At 73.9% G+C, this 21,880-nt stretch carries 16 protein-coding genes and 2 pseudogenes; 11 read left to right on the forward strand and 7 right to left on the reverse strand.

All coding sequences use genetic code 11. The features are described from left to right. Nucleotides 1–253 precede the first annotated feature (253 nt). From ACFYX4_RS04895 to ACFYX4_RS04930, 8 genes and pseudogenes are all read left to right on the forward strand, one after another. A pseudogene (locus ACFYX4_RS04895) lies at nucleotides 254–1,375 on the forward strand (glycosyltransferase); the annotation flags it as partial. A 476-nt stretch (nucleotides 1,376–1,851) separates the two neighbouring features. Beyond that, nucleotides 1,852–3,270, forward strand: a complete 1,419-nt coding sequence (locus tag ACFYX4_RS04900) for a sugar transferase (protein WP_389325833.1) — start codon at nucleotides 1,852–1,854, stop codon at nucleotides 3,268–3,270. A gap of 8 nt (nucleotides 3,271–3,278) precedes the next feature. Beyond that, a complete protein-coding gene (locus ACFYX4_RS04905; RefSeq protein WP_389325836.1) occupies nucleotides 3,279–4,592 on the forward strand; it encodes an O-antigen ligase family protein in 1,314 nt (437 codons plus the stop codon). Then, on the forward strand, nucleotides 4,589–6,268 hold the full coding sequence (locus ACFYX4_RS04910) for a lipid II flippase MurJ (RefSeq protein ID WP_389325839.1): 1,680 nt from the start codon (nucleotides 4,589–4,591) through the stop codon (nucleotides 6,266–6,268). Before ACFYX4_RS04905 ends, ACFYX4_RS04910 begins: the two co-directional genes overlap by 4 nt. After that, nucleotides 6,252–7,010 (forward strand): polysaccharide deacetylase family protein, encoded by a 759-nt coding sequence (locus ACFYX4_RS04915; protein WP_389325842.1) that lies wholly within the window; start codon nucleotides 6,252–6,254, stop codon nucleotides 7,008–7,010. Before ACFYX4_RS04910 ends, ACFYX4_RS04915 begins: the two co-directional genes overlap by 17 nt. Continuing rightward, nucleotides 7,007–8,173, forward strand: coding sequence for a glycosyltransferase (locus ACFYX4_RS04920; protein WP_389325845.1), 1,167 nt, complete (start codon nucleotides 7,007–7,009; stop codon nucleotides 8,171–8,173). Before ACFYX4_RS04915 ends, ACFYX4_RS04920 begins: the two co-directional genes overlap by 4 nt. After that, a pseudogene (locus tag ACFYX4_RS04925) lies at nucleotides 8,170–8,766 on the forward strand (lipopolysaccharide biosynthesis protein); the annotation flags it as partial. The gene ACFYX4_RS04920 and the pseudogene ACFYX4_RS04925, both read left to right, overlap by 4 nt. A 284-nt stretch (nucleotides 8,767–9,050) precedes the next feature. Then, nucleotides 9,051–10,169, forward strand: coding sequence for a GNAT family N-acetyltransferase (locus tag ACFYX4_RS04930; RefSeq protein WP_389325848.1), 1,119 nt, complete (start codon nucleotides 9,051–9,053; stop codon nucleotides 10,167–10,169). Between the two features lie 28 nt (nucleotides 10,170–10,197). On the opposite strand, the gene ACFYX4_RS04935 is transcribed toward ACFYX4_RS04930, so the two are convergent. Then, a complete protein-coding gene (locus ACFYX4_RS04935) occupies nucleotides 10,198–11,556 on the reverse strand; it encodes a glycosyl hydrolase (protein WP_389325851.1) in 1,359 nt (452 codons plus the stop codon). Between the two features lie 161 nt (nucleotides 11,557–11,717). On the opposite strand from ACFYX4_RS04935, the gene ACFYX4_RS04940 reads away from it, so the two are divergent. Further along, on the forward strand, nucleotides 11,718–13,061 hold the full coding sequence (locus ACFYX4_RS04940) for an ATP-grasp domain-containing protein (RefSeq protein ID WP_389325855.1): 1,344 nt from the start codon (nucleotides 11,718–11,720) through the stop codon (nucleotides 13,059–13,061). Nucleotides 13,062–13,126: 65 nt separating this feature from the next. Here the strand turns inward: ACFYX4_RS04940 and ACFYX4_RS04945 are convergent, their stop codons facing one another. The 3 genes from ACFYX4_RS04945 to ACFYX4_RS04955 form a co-directional block, all read right to left on the reverse strand. Then, entirely contained in the window at nucleotides 13,127–14,062 is a 936-nt protein-coding gene (locus ACFYX4_RS04945) for a chaplin (protein ID WP_389325858.1), read from the reverse strand. A gap of 105 nt (nucleotides 14,063–14,167) precedes the next feature. Beyond that, nucleotides 14,168–14,395 (reverse strand): chaplin, encoded by a 228-nt coding sequence (locus ACFYX4_RS04950; protein ID WP_389325861.1) that lies wholly within the window; start codon nucleotides 14,393–14,395, stop codon nucleotides 14,168–14,170. Between the two features lie 274 nt (nucleotides 14,396–14,669). Next, nucleotides 14,670–15,083 carry a rodlin gene (locus ACFYX4_RS04955; protein WP_389325864.1) on the reverse strand — a complete coding sequence of 138 codons (414 nt, stop codon included), beginning with the start codon at nucleotides 15,081–15,083 and terminating at the stop codon, nucleotides 14,670–14,672. Nucleotides 15,084–15,352: 269 nt separating this feature from the next. Here ACFYX4_RS04955 and ACFYX4_RS04960 point away from each other — a divergent pair, with 269 nt between their 5' ends. Together ACFYX4_RS04960 and ACFYX4_RS04965 are read left to right on the forward strand one after the other, a co-directional pair. Then, nucleotides 15,353–15,763, forward strand: a complete 411-nt coding sequence (locus ACFYX4_RS04960) for a rodlin (protein WP_389325868.1) — start codon at nucleotides 15,353–15,355, stop codon at nucleotides 15,761–15,763. Between the two features lie 222 nt (nucleotides 15,764–15,985). Continuing rightward, nucleotides 15,986–16,393, forward strand: coding sequence for a rodlin (locus tag ACFYX4_RS04965; RefSeq protein WP_389325871.1), 408 nt, complete (start codon nucleotides 15,986–15,988; stop codon nucleotides 16,391–16,393). 106 nt (nucleotides 16,394–16,499) lie between these two features. Here the strand turns inward: ACFYX4_RS04965 and ACFYX4_RS04970 are convergent, their stop codons facing one another. The 3 genes from ACFYX4_RS04970 to ACFYX4_RS04980 all read right to left on the reverse strand — a co-directional run bounded on the left by ACFYX4_RS04970 (nucleotide 16,500) and on the right by ACFYX4_RS04980 (nucleotide 21,766). Further along, nucleotides 16,500–18,080, reverse strand: coding sequence for a von Willebrand factor type A domain-containing protein (locus ACFYX4_RS04970; RefSeq protein WP_389325874.1), 1,581 nt, complete (start codon nucleotides 18,078–18,080; stop codon nucleotides 16,500–16,502). A gap of 149 nt (nucleotides 18,081–18,229) precedes the next feature. Further along, entirely contained in the window at nucleotides 18,230–19,102 is an 873-nt protein-coding gene (locus ACFYX4_RS04975) for an ABC transporter permease (RefSeq protein WP_389325877.1), read from the reverse strand. 3 nt (nucleotides 19,103–19,105) lie between these two features. Next, on the reverse strand, nucleotides 19,106–21,766 hold the full coding sequence (locus ACFYX4_RS04980; RefSeq protein ID WP_389325881.1) for a CocE/NonD family hydrolase: 2,661 nt from the start codon (nucleotides 21,764–21,766) through the stop codon (nucleotides 19,106–19,108). Nucleotides 21,767–21,880: the final 114 nt, after the last annotated feature.

Here is a 21,880-nt window from a genome sequence, read left to right on the forward strand (position 1 = left end):
ATTCACCGAGTCCTTCGCAACCTCCGCGCGTTAACGGAGGTTTCCATTCCGGCGACCGTCTCCGCGAACTCCACGCTCAGCGCGCCGGGCCGTTCGCGGAGGCGCACGTTCCGGCGCATGACCACCCCTCGGCCACCGAACGGCCGTGTTCGATACCGCGCGCGGGTTTCCGAGAAAGCGGTGACCAGCGGGCCTGCCAGCTCGTTTTTCCGCCCGTACCCCGGCGCCAGCCCGTGAGCGAGGAAACCGCGCGATGCATCAGCCAGAACCCGACTTCACACCGCGGGTCCTGCACATCACCCAACCAGTGGACGGCGGAGTCGCCCGCGTAGTGACGGATCTGGCGCGGGCTCAGCTCGCCGCCGGGATGCGCGTCACGGTGGCCTGCCCCGAGAGCGGCCTCGCCCGGGACCTGCGGTCCCTGGGCGCGGACGTACGACGGTGGGAGGCGACCCGGGCGCCGGGGCCCTCTCTCCCGAGCGAGGCACGGCGGCTCGGACGGATGCTGACGACGGTACGGCCCGACCTGGTCCACGCGCACAGCGCCAAGGCCGGACTGGCCGGGCGGCTCGCCGTGCGGGGGCGTATCCCGACCGTGTTCCAGCCGCACGCCTGGTCCTTCGAGGCGGTCGGCGGCGCCACCGCCGCCCTAGCCCTGCGCTGGGAACGGCTCGGGGCGCGGTGGGCCGACCGGCTGGTGTGCGTGAGCGAGGCGGAGCGCGCGACGGGCCGGCGGGCCGGGATCCCCGGGCGCTGGAGCGTCGTGCCCAACGGCATCGACCTGGAGCGCTTCCACCCGGCCCCGGTGGACACCGTGCGCGCCGCGCTGCTGCCGGACGCCGACCCGGCCGCCCCGCTGGTGGTGTGCGTGGGACGGCTGTGCCGGCAGAAGGGGCAGGACGTGCTGCTCCAGGCGTGGGACGCCGTGCTGCACCGGGTGCCCGACGCCCGGCTCGCGCTGGTCGGCGACGGCCCGGACGGCGAGGAGCTGCGGGCCCGTGCCCCGGAGTCGGTGGTGTTCGTGGGCGCCGTCGCCGACGCCGTGCCCTGGTACCAGGCCGCCGACCTGGTGGTCCTGCCGTCGCGCTGGGAGGGCATGGCGCTGGCCCCGCTGGAGGCGCTGGCCTGCGGGCGGCCCGTGGTGGTGACCGACGTCGACGGCGCGCGCGAGAGCCTGCCGGCCGCGCTCGCGCCCCGCTGCCTGGTCCCCCCGGACGAACCGGCCGCGCTGGCCGGGGCGGTCGCCCATCTGCTGCTCGACCCGCTGCTGCGCGAGGCGCTCGGCCACCAGGGACGCCGGCACGTCCTCGCCGCGCACGACGTACGGCGCACGGCGGCAGCGATCACCGACCTGTACCGCGAACTCCTCACCCCCCGCCGGTCCTTCACGCTCCCCCACCCCACCGCCCCCCGGACCTCCGCGGAAGCCACGGAAGCCACCGAAGCCACCGAAGCCACCGAACCCGCGGATGCCACGCAAGCCGCCGACGCCACCGGAGCCGCCGAACCCGCCGACGCCACCGGAGCCGCCGAACCCGCCGAACCCGCCGAACTCGCCGAACCCGCCGAACTCGCCGAACTCGCCGAAACCACCGAGCGCCCCGCCACCGCCGAACCGACCGCGACCCGACCGACCGCGACCGAGCCGACCGCGACCGACCCCGCCGCAACCGAACCGACCGACACCTCCACCACCGTGCACCTCACCACCGACGACCCGCCTTCCGAGATCCCCATCCCCTCCGAGCCCCCCACCACCGCACCACCCACCACCGCGCGCCCCACCGCCGAGCCGCCCGCCGGGCGGTCCACCGACGACAGCTCCGACGAGCGCAGGGAGTCAATCCACTCGTGACTGCGGAAAGCACCTTTCCCTCTCCCGGAACGCAGCCAGGATTCTCACCCGTCGCGGTCATCCCGTGGCACGACAACGAAGCCGGATTCCGATTCCCTGCCCGGCGGCCCCCGGCGCGGGCCGCCTCCCCTCTCCCCCTCCTGCTGGCCGACGGCCTGGGCGCGCTGGCGGGCGTGCCGGCCCTGGCCGGAGCGCGGCACAGCCCGCTGCTGCTCACCGCGCTGATCACCACCACGCTGTTCCTGCGCTCGGGCCGGCCGCGGCCCGTGCACGGGCTGCTGGACGAACTGCCCACGGTGTGCGGCCGGATCGCGATGACCTGGCTGGCCCTCGGGGCGCTCGTCGCGGCGTACGCGCCGGCGCACGCGCTCTCCTGGCGCACCCTCCTCCTGGGCTTCGCGGCCCAGGCCGCGGTCTGCTGCGCCGGCCGCGCCCTCGTCCACCAGCGCCACCGCCGGAGGCTGCTGCGCCGGCCGCACGCCGCGCTCGTCGTCGGCCCCGTGCGGACCGCGCAACGCGTGGCCGACGCCATACTGCGCCTGCCGCGGTACGGGATCGAGCCGGTCGGCATCGTCGCCCGTCACCACCACGACGGCTCCGACGGGCTGCCCGTGCTGACCACCGGCCAGGAGGTGCAGCGCGCCCTCATCCAGAACGGCGTCCGCGACGTCCTGTGCGTCGACCCCGCCGTGCGCTCCACGCAGGGCCCGCTGCTGCGGGCGCTCGCCGAGTCGGGCTGCACGGTGTGGGAACTCGACGCCGACAGCCCCTCGTACGCCAGTCGTGAGCAGCTCGCCGGGTTCGCCTGCCGTCGGCTCGACATGGGCGTCGGCTACCCGGACAGCCGTGCCAAGCGGCTGCTGGACATCGTCGTCTCCGGGACGCTGCTGCTCGCGATCAGCCCGCTGCTGCTGGTGTTCGCGCTGGTGCTGCGGCTGACCAGCGGGCCGGGCGTGGTGTTCCAGCAGGAGCGCATCGGCAAGGGCGGACGGCCGTTCACCCTGCTGAAGTTCCGCACCCACCGCCCGGCCGACCCGCACGAGTCCGCCACCCGGTGGAGCGTGGCCGGTGATCAGCAGATGAGCCGCTTCTGCCGGTTCCTGCGGCAGAGCTCGCTCGACGAGCTGCTCCAGCTGTGGAACGTCCTGTGCGGCGACATGAGCCTGGTCGGCCCGCGCCCCGAACGGCCCTACTTCGTCCGCCAGTTCAGCCAGAGCTACCCCGGTTACGCGGCCCGGCACCGGATGCGGACCGGCATCACCGGGCTCGCCCAGGTCCACGGGCTGCGCGGCGACACCTCCATCGAGGACCGGGCCCGCTTCGACAACGCGTACATCGACAACTGGTCGCTGTGGCAGGACGTCTGCATCCTGCTGCGCACCGCGGCCGCCCTCGTGCGACCGACCGGGAGCTGAACCGTCCGATGAGTCACGCCCTGTCCCTGCCGCGCGCACGGACGCTGTCGCCGGTGCTGCCGGTCGTCGCCGTCGTCGCCCTGCTCGCGCTGCCGGTCTCCCCCGGCGGCGAGGGCGGGGCCGGCCCGGCGGACGCGCTGTCCGCGCTCGTCGTGCTGTTCTGCGCGGTCCGGCTGCTGCGGCAGCGGCGGCGCCCCCTGTCCCGCACGGCGGCCGTCGTCCTCGGGCTGCCGGTGGCCGGGCTCGCGCTCGCCGCGATGGGCGCGGGCTCGGCGGGGGCGGGGGTCAGCGGCCTCGGCCGGTACCTCCAGGTCTTCGTGATCATCCCCGTGGCCGTGCTGCTGCTGATCCGCGGCCGGGCCGACTTCCGGCTGCTTGCCTGGTCGTTCGTGGGGCTGGCGGGGTGGCAGGGGGCGGTCGGTGTGCACCAGTTCGCCACCGGGACCGGCGCCTCCTACCAGGGCGAGGACATCCGGGCGGTCGGCACCTTCGGGCCGCAGGACGTGATGGGCATGGCGACGGTCGTGTCCTTCGGGCTGATCTGCGCGGTGGGGCTCGCCCTCGGGCGGAACTCCGTACGGCAGCGGACGGTCGCCGGTCTCGCGGCGCTCGCCCTGCTGCTGCCGCTCGCCCTGTCGTTCAGCCGGGGCGCGTGGATCGCGACCGCGGTGGCCTGCTCGGCGCAGCTGGCGCTGGCCGGGATGCGGCGGGCGCTGAAGGTGGGCGCGGCGGCGGTCGCGCTGGGCGTGGTGCTGGTGGGGGGCTTCGGCGTCGGCTCGGCGATGCTCCAGGAGCGCGTCGGCAGCATCACGCAGGTCGCCGACGCCCCCGACCAGTCGGTCACCGACCGGTACACGATGTGGGCGGCGGCGCTCGGCATGTGGCGCGAACAGCCGCTGACCGGCGTGGGGTTGAAGGGTTTCCCGGAGCACCGGGACGCGCACGCCTCGCTGGCGCTGTCCGCCGGCAGCGACACCGCCGGCGCCGGCTCGGGCTTCCGCAAGCAGCCGTTGCTGTCCCCGCACAACATGTACCTGCTGATCCTCGGCGAACAGGGGCTGATCGGGCTGCTCACCCTCGTGGGCAGCTGGCTGGCCCTGCTCGGCTGCGCGCTGCTCGGGCTGTTCCGGGTGCGCGGGCTCGGCGCCCCGGGCCTCGACTGCGCGCTCGTCGCCTGCGGTCTGCTGATCTGGCAGCTGACCGACTTCCTGTACGCCGACATCGGCGGCCCCTCGACCGTGCTCACCGCGGTCTGTCTGGGCCTCGCCGCCTGGTGGGCCCTGGCCTCGGCCACGCACCCCGAGGAGGCGCCCACCCGATGACGGTGACACCCGACCGGGCACCCGAACTCCCGCCTGCCTCCCGGCGTTTCCTCGCCAAGGCCGCTCTCGTCACCGCCGCCCTCTCCGTCGCCGGGGCGCTCCTCGGGCTCGTGCGGGACCAGGCGCTGGCGCGGCTGTTCGGGGCGGGCCGGGACACGGACGCGTTCCTCGTGGCGTGGACCGTGCCCGAGTTCGCGGCCACGCTGCTCATCGAGGACGGGCTGGCGTTCGCGCTGGTCCCGGCGTTCAGCGTGGCGCTGGCCAGGCGGTCCCAGGGCGCGCCCGGCGACCCGGTGCGCGCCCTGGTCGCCGGGACGCTGCCGCGGCTGTCGCTGGCGTTCGTCGCCGTCGGCGTCCTGCTCGTCGGCGTCGCGCCGCAGTTGGTCGAGCTGCTCGCCCCGGGCCTGCCCGACCCCGGGCTCGCCGTCGACTGCACCCGGCTCACCGCGACCTGCGCGGTGAGCTTCGGGCTCGCCGGGTACGCCAGCGCGGCCCTGCGCGCGCACCGGCGGTTCGTGGCGCCCGCGGCGATCTACGTGGCGTACAACGTCGGCATCGTCACGGGGATGTTCGTCCTCGGCGGGCGCTGGGGGGTGCGGTCGGCGGCGGCCGGGGTCGCCATCGGCGGCTGCCTGATGGTCGTCGTGCAACTGCCGTCCCTGATCAAGCAGTTGAAACGAAGGAGACCGGAGGCCGAAGAAGCCGGAAAAGCCGGCCAGGCCGGGGAAGCCGGCCAGTCCGGGCAGGCCGCCGAGGAGCCGCGGGTGCTCGGCGGGGCCGTCGTGGCGACCGTGCTGCTGTTCGCGCTGTGCCGGCAGTCGCAGGTCCTCGTCGAGCGGTTCCTCGCCTCGCATCTGCCGTCCGGCGCGATCTCGCACCTCAACTACGCGCAGAAGGTCGCCCAGATGCCGATGATCCTGTCGGTGATGCTGTGCACGGTCACCTACCCGGTGGTCGCGCGGGCGCTCGCCGAGGGGGACGTCGAGCGGGCCCGGGACCGGGTCGAGCGCGATCTGGCGCTGGCCGTCTGCGTGGTGCTGCTGGGCACCGCCGTGGTGGTGTCCTGCGCGCCGCAGATCATCGAACTCCTCTTCCAGCGGGGCGCGTTCACCGCGAAGGACACGGCGGCGACCGCGGGCGTGATGCGCGTGTACGCGCTCGGGCTGCTCGGCCAGACCATGGTGGGCGTGCTGGCCCGCTCGTACTTCTCGGCGGGCCGCGCCGCCTGGTACCCGTTCGGCGCGATGGCCGTCGGCATCGTCGTGACCGCCTGGTCCGGCGCGCTCGCCGTCGGCCCGTGGGGCGTGTACGGGATCGCCGCCGCCAACGCGGCCGGGATCACCGTCACCGCCCTGGTGCTGCTGGCCGGCGCGCCCGCCGCGCTGCCCGGACTGCGCTCGGCGCGGCACGGCCTCCCCCGCTGTGTGCCGATCCGCGTCCGGCCCGTGCTGCGCGAGCTGAGCCGTCCGCTGCGGGCCGCCGCCGTCGCCACGCCGGCCGGCGCGTTCGCCGCGAGCCGGATCGACGGCGCGATACCCGCGTTCGCCGCCGGGTCGCTCACCGCCACCGCCGTCTTCGTCCTGGTCGGCCGGGTCCTGGGCGCCCAGGGCGTCGACACCGCACTCCGTTCCGTCCGTTCCGCGATCCGAAGGCTTCCGCATGTCCGTTCCCGCTGACACCGCACGACGACCGTCACCGGCCCCCGGCCCGGTCCCCTGGGTGGCGATGTACCACTCCGTGGGTGACTGCTCCGACGACCCCTACCGCGTCACGGTCACCCCCGAACGCCTCGACCGGCAGCTGACCTGGCTGACCCGTAAGGGCCTCAGGGGCGTCTCCGTGCGCGAGCTGCTCGCCGCCCACACCCGGGGCGAGGGCCGCGGCCTGGTCGGCCTCACCTTCGACGACGGGTACGCCGACTTCCTCACCGGGGCGCTGCCCGTGCTGCGCCGCCACGACTGCACGGCCACCCTGTTCGCGCTGCCCGGCAGGTACGGCGGCGACAACGCGTGGGACCCGCTGGGCCCGCGCAAGCCGCTGCTGACCGCCGAGGGCATCCGGGAGGCCGCCGCCGAGGGAGTCGAGATCGGCTCGCACGGCCTGACCCACGTCGACCTGACGAAGGCCGACGACCCCACCCTGACCTCGGAGACCGTCGAGAGCCGGATCGCGCTGAGCGAGCTGCTCGGCGCCGAGGTCGACGGCTTCTGCTACCCCTACGGGACGATCGACCGGCGGGCCGTGGACGCGGTGCGCGCGGCCGGGTACGCGTACGCGTGCGCGATCGACCCGGGCCCGCTGAACGGCGTGCACGCGCTGCCCCGGGTCCATGTCGGCCAGAACGACACCTCCGCCCGGCTGTTCCTGAAGTACCGGCTGCACCGGCTGCGCCGGCGTCCCGTCGAGGGGCTGCGGTGAAGGCGCTGCACATCATCACGGGGCTGGGCGTCGGCGGCGCGGAGCAGCAACTGCGGCTGCTGCTGCGGCACCTGCCCGTCAAGTGCGACGTCGTGACGCTGACCAACCCGGGGGCGGTGGCCGACGGGCTGACCGATGACGGCGTGCGCGTCGTCGACCTCGGCATGACCGGCAACCGCGACCTGGCCGCCGTCCCCCGCCTGGTCCGCCTCGTCCGCTCAGGCGGCTACGACCTCGTCCACACCCACCTCTACCGCGCCTGTCTCTACGGCCGGCTCGCCGCGCGGCTCGCGGGCGTGCGCGCGATCGTCGCCACCGAGCACTCGCTGGGCGACTCGCAGATGGAGGGCCGCCCGCTCACCCGGGGCGTGCGCGCGCTCTACCTCGCCGGCGAGCGCCTCGGCCACGCCACGGTCGCCGTCTCCCCCACCGTCGCCGGCCGCCTCCACCGCTGGGGCGTCCCGCCGGCCCGCGTCGGCGTCGTCCCCAACGGCATCGACCTGGCCCGGTTCCGCTTCGACCCGGGCCGCCGCCACCGCACCCGGCGGCAGCTCGGCCTGCCGGACGACGCCTACGTCATCGGCGGCGTCGGCCGGCTCCACCCGGGCAAACGCTTCGACGTCGTCATCCGCGCCCTCACCGAACTCCCCGAGCGGGTGCGGCTGTTGCTGGTCGGCGGCGGCCCCGAGGAGGGCGCGCTGCGCCGCACCGCGCACGAGTGCGGCGTCGCCGGGCGCGTCCTGTTCGCCGGGGAGCGCCCCTACGTCCCCGACGGCGGCCCCGGCCCCGACCTGACCGCCCTCGCCTGCGCGATGGACGTGCTCGCCGCCCCGTCCCCGGAGGAGTCGTTCGGCCTGGCCGTCGTCGAGGCGCTCGCGTCGGGGCTGCCCGTCGTGTACGCGTCGTGCCCCGCGCTGGAGGATCTGCCGGCGCACAGCGCGCCCGGCGCACAGCGGGTCAGCGGCGGCCCCGAGGCGTTCGGCCGGGCGCTGGCCGAGGCCCACGCCCGCCGACCGCGCCCGCGCACGGTCCCCGAGGCCGCCCGCCACTACGACATCGCCCGCAGCGCCGCCCGGCTCATGGACGTGTACGCGGCGGCCCTGTCCCGACAGCCCCTGCCGTCCCCGTCGTCCCCTTCACCTCAGGGAGTCACTTCCTCATGAACGAGAACACCGTCCCGCCGGTCCGCGCGGCCGGCGGCCGGCGCCGCACCCGGGCGCTGCCGCCCTGGACCCTGCTCGCCGCCGGCGCCCTCGCGGGCGGCCTCGCCGGCGGCGCGTACGGCGCGCTGAAGCCGCCCGTGTACACGGCCACCGCGTATGTCGTCGCCGTGCCCACCGCGAAGTCGGACCCGGCGTCCGCGCTGGGCTTCGCCCAGGCCTACGGGCGGGTCGCGACCCAGCTCGCGGTGCTCGGGGACGCGCAGGTGTCGGCGGGCGTGCCGGTGCAGACGCTGCGCGACAGTGTGCAGACGGCGACCTCCCCGGACGCGCCGATGGTCGCGGTCACGGCGACCTCCTCGGAGCCCGAGCAGGCCGCCGACATGGCCAACGCGGTCTCCCGCGCGCTGATCCGGCACGCGAAGGACTCGATGTCCGCCACCAACGTCGAACTCCAGCAGTTCGCCCGCGCGGTCGAACCCGCCGAGCCGTCCTCGGCGTCGGCGACGGTGACCGGCCTGGTGGGCGCGAGCGCGGGCGGTCTGCTCGGCGGACTCGCCCTGCTGGTACGGCCGAAGGCCAAGCGGGAGACGGGGCGGGGGGACGACCTGGGCGGCCGGGACGACCGAGGCAACCTGGGAGACCGGGACGGCCAGGGAGACCGGGACGGCCGGGCAGACCGGGACGGCCGGGCAGACCGGGCAGACCGGGCAGACCGGGACGACCGGGGAGACCGGGGCGACCGCGACGACCGGGGAGACCGGGGAGACCGCGGCGACCGGGGAGACCGGGGCGACGACAGGGAGGCGGGTCGGGGGGAGAGCGGCCGTCCGGCTCCCGTGCCCGGCCCCGCCCTCGCCGCCGACACTCGCGGGGCACGGTGAAACCGGCGTACACGACGCAGGTCGTCACCGACGAGGAGGCCTTCGCCGCCCTCGCCCCCGACTGGGGCGAGCTGTACCGGCGGTGCGCGACGGCCACCCCCTTCCAGAACCACGCCTGGCTGCACTCGTGGTGGCTGTCGTACGGCAGGCGCGGCCGGCTGCGGGTGCTGGCGGTGCGCGACGGCGGCGGACTGCTCGCCGTGGCCCCGCTGATGGCGGTGCGCCGCCCGCTGCCCGCGCTGGTGCCGCTCGGCGGGGCGATCTCCGACTACGGGGACGTACTGGTCGACGACGAGCGCGGGGAGACGGCCGTCGAGGCGCTCACCGAGGCCCTCTCGACGGCCGCCCGCAGCGCGCTGATCGACTTCCGCGAGGTACGGCCGGGCGGCGCGGTCGAGCAGGTGTACGACCGCTGGCGCGGACCTCGGCGGCGGGTGAGCGACTCGGTGTGCCTGGAGCTGCCGGCCGTCGCGATGGACGAGCTGGTGGCCCGGCTGCCGTCGGCGAAGGCCCAGCAGCGGGTGCGGGCCAAGCTGCGCAAGCTGTCCGCGCTCGGCGTCGAACGCCAGATCGTGCGTCCCGACGGCGTCGAGCCGGCGCTGCGCCGCCTGCTGGAACTGCACCGGTTGCAGTGGCAGGGGCGCAAGGTGACGGGCGAGCACCTCCAGTCGCGGTTCTGCGACCACCTGGTGCGCTCGGTCGGGCCGATGGTGCGCTCGGGGGACGCGGTGGTCACCGAGTTCCGCCTCGACGACGACGTGGTGGCCGTCGATCTGACCCTGCTGTCGCGCGGCCTGGCGGGCGGCTATCTGTACGGAGCGCATCCACGGCTGCGGGAGTGCAAGGCGGACGTGGCGGTGATGCTGCTGGACGCGTGCGCGGAGCACACGTGCGGCGGCGAACGCGGCACGCTGAGCCTGCTGCGCGGCAACGAGCCGTACAAGCACCACTGGCGTCCCGAACCCGTCGTCAACCAGCGGCTGTTGCTGGCCCGTCGGCGCACCGCACCGCTGATCTCGGCGGTGTTGGGCGATGTGGCGGCGCGCCGACGGGGCAAGGAGCTGCTGCGCCGCTGGGAGCGGCAGAAGGAGGGCGCCGGTGGCGGCGGGTCCTGACGCCGGCCGGCCGCCACCGCGTCCGCTTTCAGCGGCCGGGCGACCACCGGTCCAGGCGCACGCACAGCTTGCCGCCGACCCAGTGCTCGATCCACTCGCTGAGGCCCAACGGCGCGCAGGTGGGCGCGGGTTGAGGGGCGGGCGTCGCCGGGGCGGGCGGCTGCGCCGGCTCGGCCACCGGCTCCCCGGCCGGCTCCTTCACCGGCTCCTGCGCGGGCTCCTTCGTGGGGCCGACGGTGGGCTCGGCGGTCGGCTCCGGGGCGGGCTCCTTCGTGGGGTCGGGGAGTGTGGAGGCCGACGTCGACGACACGGCGTCCGGCCCTCCGGTGCGGCCGGAGAGCAGCGAGCGATAGATCCGCGACGCCTGCGGGTTCTGCCCGCACTGCCACACGCCGTGCGGGCAGTAGTCGGTCAGCGTGTTGTACAGCGGCCTGTGCCGATCCATCCAGGCGAGCATGCTCCGCATGTAGCCGGGATTGTCGCCGTTGCGGAACAACCCCCATTCGGGGTAGGAAATGGGCTTGCCGTGGCTTTTCGCGAAGTCCACATGCGCCTGGAGTCCATAGGGTTCTGTCACCTGCTGGTCGAACGAAATTCCGGCCGGCTGGTCGTAGGAATCCATTCCGATGACGTCGACCGTGTCGTTCCCCGGATAACACTGGGTCCAGGGAACGGCGTCGCGGCCGCGACTGGGCGCGAAGTCGAACTTGAACTTCTGACCCGGCACCGCCCGCATGGTGGTGACGATCCGCTTCCAGTAGGCCTTCCAGGCCTCCGGGTCCGGCCCGCAGCGATGGGTGTAGGTAATGCCGTTCATCTCCCAGCCGAGCACGATCACCGTGTCCGGCGCGTTCACCCCGACCAGCCGCTCGGCCAGCCGGCGGAAGTGGTGATCGAACCGTCCGTCCGCCCCCAGTCGCAGCAGCCGCCGCACCGTGCGGTCGGAGAGGTCCGCCTCGTTGCGTTCCAGCATGGGGACATTGAGGACGAGCATCCGGTCGTCGCGCCCGTTGCGCCAGTTCGCCCACACGTCGAGGAACCCGGGCGGGCCCTCGATGCTGCTCCACCGGTCGCCCGGCAGGTAGGTGTGGCCGACCCGCAGGTCGGCGCCGTCCAGCCACTTGCTGAGCTGGGCGATACGGGCCACCCCGCGGGAGCCGTAGTCGAGGTAGGCGCCGAAGGCGGTGCCGGACGGGGCGGGCGGTGCCGGTTTCGCCGCCGCGCCCGCGGGGTTCGCGGCGGCCGGCGCGGGAACGGGAGCGGCGACCCGGGCCACCCCCGCGCCCGCGGCGAATCCAGGACCGGACGCCAACGCCGCCGCCGTCGCGACCGCCGCCGCCACGACGGCGAGCCGTCGGGAGGGGGCACGTCGCTGCTGTGGGGCCATGCCTGCTCCTTTCTCCACTCTGACGCTGTTTCGTGCGCTGACTACATATGACTGACACGCAGTCATATGTAAGTCAGATGAAAAGGAATCACGCCACCGCCGTTACGGCTTTCGAGTGCACTGATCGCCCACACCGGTGAACCGACCCGAAGGAAAACACCGTGTCGTTGCTCGACACCCGCGTCCCCGCCGTACTGCTGCGGATCGACCGGAATCCCTTTCACCACGGAACGCTGGGCGCGGTGCGATCCCTCGGCAGAGCCGGAGTGGACGTGCACGTCGTCGCCGAGGTGACGGGAAGTCCCATTCGCAAGTCCCGGTTCCTGCGGCGGCTGCATCCCCCGCCGCCGCCCGGCGCCTCCCCCGAGGAGATCGCCGCCCTGCTGCTGGGGGTGGCCGCCCGGATCGAACGACCCGCCGTGCTCATCCCGATGGACGACGCCGGCGCCGTCGCCGTGAGCCGGCTGCGCGAGGAGCTGACGCCCGCCTACCTGCTGCCCCAGCAGCCCGGGTCACTGCCCGAACGGGTCGCGGACAAGGGTGAGTTGGCCAACATGTGCGCGGCTGCCGACGTCGCCCACCCGACCACCGTCGCCCCCGAGAGCGCCGAGCAGGCCGCCTCCGCCGCCTGGCGGCTGGGGCTTCCGGTGATGGCGAAGTGGAGCCGGCCCTGGCTGCTGCCCTCCGGGACGGGGCTGCGCAGCACCGCCGTGCTGCGCTCCTCCCGGGAGGCACGGGAGCTGTATCTGCGCAGCGAGGAGGCCGGCAGCCGGCTGCTCCTCCAGGAGTTCCTGCCGCCGGGCGCCGACCGCGACTGGTTCTTCCACGGGTACGCCGACCGCTCGGGCGCGGTGCGCGGCGGCGGCACCGGCCGCAAGCTGAGCGCCTGGCCGCGCGGCGCGGGTCTGACGGCGGTGGGCGAATGGGTCCCCAACAGCGGGGTGCGGGAGCAGTCCGAGCGGCTCGCCGAGCGGCTCGGCTACCGCGGCATCCTCGACCTCGACTACCGCCGCTGCGGCACGACCGGCCGCTATCACCTGCTCGACTTCAACCCGCGCCCCGGCGCGCAGTTCCGGCTCTTCACCGACTCCGCCGGGCTGGACGTCGTACGCGCCCAGCACCTGGACCTGACGCACCGCTCGCTGCCGGACGGGCGGGCGCGGCCGGGGCGGACGTTCGTCGTGGAGAACTACGCCCCGCTGCCGGCGCTCCGACCGCGCCGTGGCGGCCGGGAACTGGCCTGGCACGCGCGGGACGACGCCGCTCCCGGGCGGGCGATGTGGGCCCTGTGGTGCGCGCATGTGACGCGGCGGGTGTGGGAGCGGGTTCGGGGGGTCGGGAGCGGCGCGGAGGCCGGTGGCGCGGACCTGCCGCGCGTGGTGTGCCAGGCAGCGCCGACGGCGTCGTCGCCTTCGTCCTCGTCGGCCTCGGGTGGTCTGTCGGGGGTGACCGGGGGTCCGGACGTGAGCGGTCCCGCCGGCGACGAGAAGGCGGGCAGTTGCTGACGGGGGCCGTCAGGTCGTAGGAGGGGCAGCGGGTGCCGGGCGCGGGGCGTCCGGCACCCGTGCGTTCAGCGTCGGGAGGCGGCTCGGCCGCGTCGGTACAGGAGAGCGCCGCCGGTGATCAGCGCCCCGCTCACTCCCCCGGCGGCGAGCAGGCTCTCGCTGCCGGTGTTCGACAGCTGGGGCCGCTCGGGGGCGTCGCCGGGCGGGATGCCCTCGCCGCCGTCGCCGGGAGGCAGGGGCTCGCCACCGCTGTTGAACGGGGGCGGGTTGTCCCCGCCGCCCTGCGGGGGCGTGGTGTGGCCGCCGCCGGGGGGCGGATTGGTCCCGCCGCCGCCCGGGGGCGGGTTCCCGCCGCCGTAGCCCGAGTCGTCGTCACCGCCGCCGTGACCCGGGCCGCCGTCACCGCCATTGCCGCCGTAACCCGAGCCGCCGCCGTCGCCGGCACCGCCATTACCGCCGTAACCCGAGCCACCGTCACCGCCGGCACCGCCGTAACCCGAGCCACCGTCACCGCCGGCACCGCCGTAACCCGAGCCACCGTCACCGCCGGCACCACCATTGCCGCCGTAACCCGAGCCACCGTCACCGCCGGCACCGCCGTAACCCAAGTCGTCGTCACCGCCGTAGCCCGAGCCGGAGCCGGAGCCGCCGTAGTCCGGTGCCTCGTCTCCTCCGAAGCCGGAGCCGGAGCCTGGGCCTGAGCCGGGGTCTTCGGTGTGGGGTGTGCGGTCGGTGTCGTCCGGGTGGTCCGCGTCGGCGGAAAGGTTCGCGCAGGCGTTGCCGAAGGCCGGGTCGAGCGCGGCGGCGAGGTCGGCCGCGTCGCCGCACGCGTTCACGGGGACGGTCGCCGGGGCCTGGAGGTCGTTGCCCGCCACCACGCCGGGCGAGCCCACGGCGGCCCCGTTCGCGGACGAGTCGGCGACGGCGGCGCCGCCGCACAGGGACAGCATGCTCGTCGCGGCCGCCGCCACGACCATTCCCCTGCTCAGGGTCTGTCGCATCTCTTCGTCTTCCTGATGGGAGAAGTGGGAGAGCCGGCCTTGGGACACCGAAGCGGTCGTCGAAGGCCGACCTCGACCCAGCCGTACGGCTGGTCAGACCCGTCGTCAGTCGTTGATGCAGGTGTTGCCGACCGCCGGGTTCAGCGCGGCGATCACGTTGATCGTGTTGCCGCAGACGTTGATCGGCACGTGGATCGGGATCTGCACCACGTTGCCGGAGAGGACGCCCGGGGAGTTGGCGGCCACACCGTTGGCGCCGGCGTCCGCGAAGGCGGGGGCGGCTCCGCCGAGGGCCAGGACCAGGCCCGCGACGACAGCGGCAGTCTTCTTCATGACGTTCCCTTCTCAGCGGTCATGCCTCGATGACGGTCGAAAACGAGCGAGCACAGCCGGATGGGCTCGCACCATGACCTGCGGGCTGCACACGACAAATAGACAGCGGAGGAAGCCGACGAACGCGTGCCGTCGGTGAATTCACTCGAACGCGTCCATGGAATCCACACGGCCGGACCAGTGGGAAGGAGTCGCGAGAAGAGAGGAAACGCCGGAAAACGCGCGGACGGCCCGCGGGAACTCGACGGGCCGTCCGACGGAGAGGGGGCGGAGGTCAGCCGTTGCCCACTCCGTTGCCCGACAGGGCGGAGATGTCGTTCAGGATGTGCGACAGCGGCTCGTCGCCCTTGGCCTGGGTCGAGTTCTCGACGCACTGCTGGTTCTGCGGGGCCGACAGGATCGGGATGTCCTGCACGCCGACGTTGGCGATGACGGCGACCAGCGACTGCGCGTTGATCTCGGCGGGCAGACCGATGCAGGGCTTGTTCAGCGTGCCCTGGACCAGCGAGAGCTGCGGGCTCATGTCGCCGGACGTGGCCGAGTTGCCGAATACCTCGCGGGCCCCGTTTCCGCTGGCGGAGGTGGTGCCGCTGTCGTCACCGATGGCGAGCGCCTGGGGGGCGGCTGCCGCCGTCACACCCACGAGGGAGGCGGCGACCGCCGCCGCGGCCATTGCCTTCTTCAGCATTTCGCTTTCCTTTCCTGGTTCCAGCCAGGACGCACGGTCCTGCCTCCGCACTCAACCCGGCGTGCCGGGAATGGTTCCGGGGCGTCACCCGTTCGGCGGCGTCCGGTTTCGGGGGAACCGCGGAAATCGCAGGCGGGAAAAGGGCGGAGGTCCGCTTTCCCCCTCGGGCCGGTTGTGGGCCATCAGGGTGAATCGCAGGAACCAAGCCCGCCGGACGGAGTTGACCAAGGCGCTCCGGTGGACGGGGTTTTTCCAGAAGGGACAAGCAAGTGATCAAGAAGGTTCTGGCCACCGCCGCGGTCGCCGCCTCCGTCGTGGGCGTCTCCGTCGCTGCGGCAGCCCCGGCGCTCGCCATCGGCAACGACAGCGGCACCACGTCCGCCAGCGGCAACGGCGCTTCCCAGGTGTTCGGCAACTCGGCCACGTACGGCAACATGAGCCCGCAGATGGCGCTCATCCAGGGCTCCTTCAACAAGCCCTGCATCGGTCTGCCGGCCAAGGCCAACGTCCAGTCGCTCGCCGCGCTCCTCAACGTCGGCGTCCAGGACGTCCCGATCCTGTCCGCCCCGCAGAACCAGCAGTGCGTCGAGAACTCCACCCAGGCCAAGGGCGACGAGCCGCTGTCGCACATCCTGGACGACATCTCGGTGCTCGCCGGCAACGGCGCGGGCAACGAGTGACCGACTGACCGACCGATCGAGGTGACAGCGGGCCGCCGGGTGACCGGCGGCCCGCTGTTCTGCGTGCACGCGTGCGGGCGTGCGGGCGGTGGTGAGGGGCGCGCGTGCGTCATGGCCAGTGCGCTGGGCCGATCGGGGCAAAGAACGCAACCCCGGGCGGGGTCCGACCGTTGACGATCATGCAACTCCTTCCCCGGAGTCCGCTTTTCGAAGGGAACGAACATGAAGAAGCTGTGGGCTACCGCGGCTATCGCCGCCTCGGTCGCCGGTCTCACGGCTGTGACCGCGCCGCAGGCCCTCGCCATCGGCGACGACAGCGGCACCACGTCCGCCAGCGGCAACGGCGCCTCGTCGGAGTTCGGCAACTCGGCCACGTCCGGCGACATGAGCCCGCAGCTCTCGCTGGTCCAGGGGTCGCTGAACAAGCCCTGCATCGGCCTGCCCGCCGAGGTCAACACCCAGGCCCTCGTCGGTGCGGCCAACATCGCCGTCCAGGACATCCCGATCCTCTCGGCCCCGCAGAACCAGCAGTGCGTCGAGAACAGCACCCAGGCCAAGGGCGACGAGCCGCTGTCGCACATCCTGGACGACATCTCGGTCCTGGCCGGCAACGGCGCGGGCAACGGCTGATTCCTCTCGGCGCCGCGACGGCGGGTCACCGGTTCTCCGGTGGCCCGCCGTTCCCGTGTCCCCGCGCCGCGGACGAAGAGCGGGCGAGGAGCGGGCGAGGAGTCACCTACGTGTCGAGCCGGCTCGCCCGCTCGATGGCCTCCGCGAGGTCGCGGACGTCCCTGTCCTCCGTCTCGCGCGCCAAGTCCTCGGTGTCCTGCTTCAGTTCGCTCAGGGCGGGCGCGTCCGGCAGGGCGCTCCGCTCGCCGGATCCGCGGCGCAGGGCGTCGGCGAAGTAGGCGGCGGTGGCGGTGACCCGGAAGCGGGCGGAGGCGTCGGCGAGGCCGTCGTGCAGGGCGTCCGCCTCCAGGCTGCCCGAGGCCTCGTGCGGGGTGCGGGCGGCGGGGTCGAGCCAGCGCACGGTGGCGGTGGCGAGGTGGCCCTTCGCGCCTGGCTTGGTACGGACCGCGTAGAGGGCGGTCACCGTGTGGCCGGGGCCGACTTCGCCGCCGTCGACGCGGTCGTCGCGGAAGTCCTCGTCGGCGACCCGGCGGTTGTCGTAGCCGACGAGGCGGAACTCCTCGACCGTGCGGGGGTCGAAGGCTACCTGGGCCTTGGCGTCGCGGGCGGTGAGGTCGACGTGGCGCGGGAGTTGCTCGGCGAAGACCTTCGCGGCGTCCGTCTCGTCCGAGACGTAGACGGTGTGGCCGTCGCCCTTGTCGGCGAGGCGTTCCATGAGCGCGTCGCCGTAGTCGCTGCCGACGCCGACGCCGAAGAGGGTGATGCCGTGCTCGCGGCGGGCCTGCGCGATGTTCTCCAGGATGGTGTCCGCGTCCGTGTCGCCGGTGTTGGCGAGGGCGTCGGAGACGAGGACGACCCGGTTGGTGGCGCCCTCGCGCAGGCCCTCGACGGCGGTGTCGTAGCCGGTCTCGACGCCTGCGCCGAGGTCGGTGGAGTCGGTGGGCTCCAGGCTGTCGATGGCGTCGTGGACGCGGTCGCGGTCCCGTTCGTCGTCGAGCCGGGTCATCGGCAGGACGGTCTCGGCCTCGCCGCTGAAGGCGACGATGGCGACGGAGTCGTCGTCGCGGAGCCGGTCCGTCATGGTGCCGAGGGACCGGCGGGCGAGGTCGAGCCGGCCGGGTTCGGCCATCGAGCCGGAGACGTCGACGACGAAGGTGAGGGCGGCGGGCGGGCGTTCGCCCGTCGTACCCGCGGTACGGGTGGCGAGGCCCACGCGGACGAGGGACCAGTCGTCCTCGCCGGTGCGGGCCCCGTCGACGGTGACGGAGAACCCGTTGCCGTCGGGCCGTTCGTAGTCCTGGCGGAAGCTGTTGACGAACTCCTCGGGGCGGATCGTCGAGGGGTCGGGCAGCGTGCCGTCGGCGAGGGCGCGGCGGGCGTAGCCGTAGGAGGCGGTGTCGACGTCGAGGGCGAAGGTGGAGAGGTGGTCGGGGGACGGGGCGTCGCCGTCGGCCTCGCGGGATGCCCCGTCGCGGGATGTGCCGTCGCCGGTCGTGCCGTCGCCCGCGTCCGCGGTGCCGTCGTCGTTGTCGCGCGGGGCGCTCGGGGCCGGGAAGTCGCCGCCCTGGCCGGCTCGGTCCGCGCTGCCGCTGTCCGAGGCTCCCGAGCCGCCCGCGCCGCAGCCGGTGAGCAGCACCAGCGCGGCGGCGGCGCCGGCGAGCAGTCGTCGTGTCCGGTGGATGTCCATGTGCCGTGGCCCCCCTGGGTCCGTTGACGTCGCCGTACGTGACTGTGACGGCACAGCGGACCGGAACGTGCGCTACGGGGCGTTGCGGAAGGGTCTCGAAGAGGGCACGGCACAGGCCCATCGAGACCGGTGGGTGATCTTCCGTTGACCTACGACACCACGTCCTTGCGGGCGAAACCGCGGAAGGCCAGCGCGAACAGCACGAGGGCGTACGTTATCGACAGGGACGTGCCCTGGATCATGTCCGACCAGTCGAGTCGGGGGCGCACGGCGTCGAGCCAGGCGTACTGCCAGTGCGCGGGGAGGAAGTGGCGCCAGTCGCCGAGGGCGGTGACCTCGTCGAGGACGTTGCCGACGATGGTCAGGCCGACCGCGCCGCCGACCGCGCCGAGCGGGGCGTCGGTCTTCGTGGAGAGCCAGAACGCGAGGGCGGCGGTGACCAGTTGGGACACGAAGATGTACCCGACGGTGATGACCAGGCGCTGGGCGGCGGTGCCCGCCGGCATCGAGCCGCCGGTGGGCAGCTCCAGCGGGCCCCAGCCGTAGGCGGCGGTGCCGACGGCGAGGGCGACGACCGGCAGCATGACCATCGCCACCAGGCTCAGCCCCAGCCCGACGACGAGCTTGGACCACAGCAGACGGGCGCGGGGCACCGGCGCGGCGAGCAGATAGCGCAGCGAGGACCAGCCGGCCTCGGAGGCGACGGTGTCCCCGCAGAACAGCGCGACGGGGATGACCAGCAGGAAGCCCGCGGCGGCGAACAGGTTCACCGCGGCGAAGTTCGTGCCGGACAGCGTGGCCGTGTCCATCAGGTTGACGCGGTTGTTGCCCGCGCCCGGGCCGCCGCCCACCTGGAAGGCGATGAGCAGCACGAACGGCAGGGCGAACAGGACGCCGCCCATGACCATCGTGCGACGCCGCTTGAGCTGCCGGACCAGTTCGACCCGGAGGGGCAGCGTGCGGCCGGCGCGGTAGCCGTCGGCGACCTCGACGGGCTCGGCGCGGTCCGTCACCGTGCTCATGCTTCAGTCTCCGATCAGGGTGAGGAAGGCGTCTTCGAGGCGGCGGTGCGGGCCGACCGACTCCACCGGCACCTCCAGTCGTACGAGCTCGGCGACCAGGCTCGACGCGCTGCCGTCCGAGCCGAGGCCGACGAGCAGCCCGGCGTCGGTGCGCACGGCCGAGACGACGCCGGGCAGCGCGGCGACCTTCTCGACGACCGGTTCCTCCACGGGTGCGGCCGTGCCGACCAGGAGGGTGTCGCCGGAGCCGACGATCTCGTCGACCGGGCCCGCCTGGACGAGCTGCCCGTGATCCATGACGACCAGATGCGTGCAGGACCGCTCGACCTCGGACAGGAGATGGCTGGAGACGATCACCGTGCGGCCGGCCGCCGCGTAGCGGATCATCACTTCGCGCATCTCGCGGATCTGCGGCGGGTCGAGTCCGTTGGTCGGCTCGTCGAGGATGAGCAGATCGGGCAGGCCCAGCATGGCCTGGGCGATGGCGAGGCGCTGGCGCATGCCCTGGGAGTACGTGCGCACCGCGCGGGCGAGGGCGTCGCCGAGGCCCGCGATCTCCAGGGCCTCCTCCAGGTGGGCGTCCTCCGGCGGGCGGCCGGTGGCCTGCCAGTACAGGTCGAGGTTCTCGCGGCCGGTCAGGTGCGGGAGGAAGCCCGCGCCCTCGACGAACGCGCCGACCCGGGAGAGGACCGGGGCGCCGGGCGCGATGGCGTGGCCGAAGACGCGGATCTCGCCGCCGTCCGGCTTGATCAGGCCCATCAGCATGCGCAGGGTGGTCGTCTTGCCGGCGCCGTTGGGGCCGAGAAGTCCGAGCACCTGGCCCTTCTCGACGCGGAAGGACAGGTCCTTGACGGCGTAGCGGTCGGCCGACTTGGCGTACCGCTTGGTGAGGCCGGTGATCTGGAGGGGCACCTCGGCCAGCGCGGGGTCCGCCGGGGCGGGCGGGGCGGTGCGGCGGCGGGCGGTCAGCAGCAGGGCGAGGGCGATGCCCGCGCCGGCGATCGGCATCCACCACACCCAGGCGGGCAGCGTGTCCGGGGTGTCGGCCTCGTTGAGGGCCGTCGGCACCGTCAGGTCGCTCTTGACGGACACGGTGTAGGTCGCCGGGGCCGTCGGGGAGGCGTAGCCGAGGTCGGTGGAGGCGAGGACGAGGCGCAGCCGGTGGCCGTCGTCGACCTCGTGGTCGATGGCGGGCAGGGTGATCGTGACGTCCTTGCCGGCCTTCGCGCCCTCGACGCGGAGGGGCTGCACCAGCTGGGAGGGCAGCACCTGCTGCCGTTCGCCGCCGGGGCCGACGTCGTACACCTTGGCGAAGAGGACGGCGTCGTCGGCGGTCGACTTCACATGGACGGTGACCGTGGGCGATCCGGTGATCTGGACGTCGTCGCGCAGGGGGGCCGACTCGAAGGCGGCGAACTGGCCGGGGAAGTCGAGGGAGACGCCGACGCCGAGGGTGGAGAGCTGGGCGAGGCCGCCGCCGCCGAGGCCGGGCAGGGCCGACACGGCGGGCGGGGAGGCGCCGGCCGGGTTGTCGACGCTCTGCTCGCGGCCGGTGAGGGCGAAGGAGCGGGGCTTGCCCGCGAGGCCGGGGTAGGTGTCGGCGGTGACGCCGCTCAGCCGGGGTTCGCCGTCGCCGCTGCCGTTGCCGAGGGTGCGGGTGACGCGGAAGGCGGGGCCGGTGTCGGCGCTCTCGTCGTCCTTGAGGTACCGGTCGAACCAGCTGGTGACGCGGGCCTGGACGCGGCCGTTCTCCATCTCCCCGCCGTCGTGGCCGCCCGCGATCCAGTCGACGTCGACGGGGGCGCCGTTGGCGCGGATCGCCTTCTCGGCGGCGTCGGACTGGGCGAGGGTGAAGAGGGAGTCGGTCTGTCCCTGGATGAGGAGGGTGGGCGCCTTGATGCGGTCGCCGACGGCGGACGGCGAACGCGCTTCGAGCAGTTGGCGTGCCGCCGCGTCCGGGGCACCGGACTCCGCGACCCGCTCGTACATCGCGCACAGCGTGGGCTCGAACTTGGCGCAGCCGCCGCCGGAGTTGAAGAAGACGCCGGTCCACAGCTTCTTGAAGACGCCGTCGGGGAACAGGGCGTCCGCGAGGTTCCAGTAGGTGACGGCGGGGGCGATGGCGTCGACGCGGCCGTCGTGTCCGGCGGCGAGCAGGGAGACCGCGCCGCCGTAGGAGGCGCCGGCCATGCCCACGCGCGGGTCGCCCGCCTTGTCGAGCCGGACCTGCGGCTGCTTCGCCAGCCAGTCGATCAGCTTCGAGACGTCGGCGACCTCGCCCTTCGGGTCGTTGATCCCGATCCTGCCGGTGGACTCGCCGAAGCCGCGCGCGGACCAGGTCAGCACGGCGTAGCCGTCCCGTGCGAGCTGCTCGGCCTGCTGCCGTACGTCGTCCTTGCTGCCGCCGAAGCCGTGCGCGAGCAGTACGGCGGGACGACGTCCGTCGCCGCCGGCGGTGAAGTACGAGGTGTCGAGCCGGACCCCGCCCCCCATGTCCATGACCTGCTCGTCTCGGCTCACCTTCACCGGCTCGTCGGAGGCGACGGCCGACCAGGTCCCGGCGGCGCCGACCAGCACGACGACAGCGGCCACAGCGGCGGCGAGAGCGCCCCGGGCACCCCGGGGCCGCCCCGATCGAAGCCGCCCGGGCAGTCGAAGATCCATGCGTCAACGGTACGGGGTCAACCTGTCGACAAGTTGTCGACCGAGGACCGAACTCGAAATGCTCCCGCGGACGTACGCCCCACGCCCATGAAAACTCAGCGCCCCGTTCTCCCC

Source organism: Streptomyces sp. NPDC002328, assembly GCF_042890065.1.
GTDB lineage: Bacteria > Actinomycetota > Actinomycetes > Streptomycetales > Streptomycetaceae > Streptomyces.

Bases quoted from the DNA above. Each gene is read 5' to 3' on its own strand.
- ACFYX4_RS04955 (WP_389325864.1), bottom strand. From the start codon at position 15,083: ATGCTGAAGAAGGCAATGGCCGCGGCGGCGGTCGCCGCCTCCCTCGTG.
- ACFYX4_RS04915 (WP_389325842.1), top strand. From the start codon at position 6,252: ATGTCCGTTCCCGCTGACACCGCACGACGACCGTCACCGGCCCCCGGC.
- ACFYX4_RS04910 (WP_389325839.1), top strand. From the start codon at position 4,589: ATGACGGTGACACCCGACCGGGCACCCGAACTCCCGCCTGCCTCCCGG.
- ACFYX4_RS04975 (WP_389325877.1), bottom strand. From the start codon at position 19,102: ATGAGCACGGTGACGGACCGCGCCGAGCCCGTCGAGGTCGCCGACGGC.
- ACFYX4_RS04965 (WP_389325871.1), top strand. From the start codon at position 15,986: ATGAAGAAGCTGTGGGCTACCGCGGCTATCGCCGCCTCGGTCGCCGGT.
- ACFYX4_RS04935 (WP_389325851.1), bottom strand. From the start codon at position 11,556: ATGGCCCCACAGCAGCGACGTGCCCCCTCCCGACGGCTCGCCGTCGTG.
- ACFYX4_RS04980 (WP_389325881.1), bottom strand. From the start codon at position 21,766: ATGGATCTTCGACTGCCCGGGCGGCTTCGATCGGGGCGGCCCCGGGGT.
- ACFYX4_RS04905 (WP_389325836.1), top strand. From the start codon at position 3,279: ATGAGTCACGCCCTGTCCCTGCCGCGCGCACGGACGCTGTCGCCGGTG.
- ACFYX4_RS04945 (WP_389325858.1), bottom strand. From the start codon at position 14,062: ATGCGACAGACCCTGAGCAGGGGAATGGTCGTGGCGGCGGCCGCGACG.
- ACFYX4_RS04970 (WP_389325874.1), bottom strand. From the start codon at position 18,080: ATGGACATCCACCGGACACGACGACTGCTCGCCGGCGCCGCCGCCGCG.
- ACFYX4_RS04950 (WP_389325861.1), bottom strand. From the start codon at position 14,395: ATGAAGAAGACTGCCGCTGTCGTCGCGGGCCTGGTCCTGGCCCTCGGC.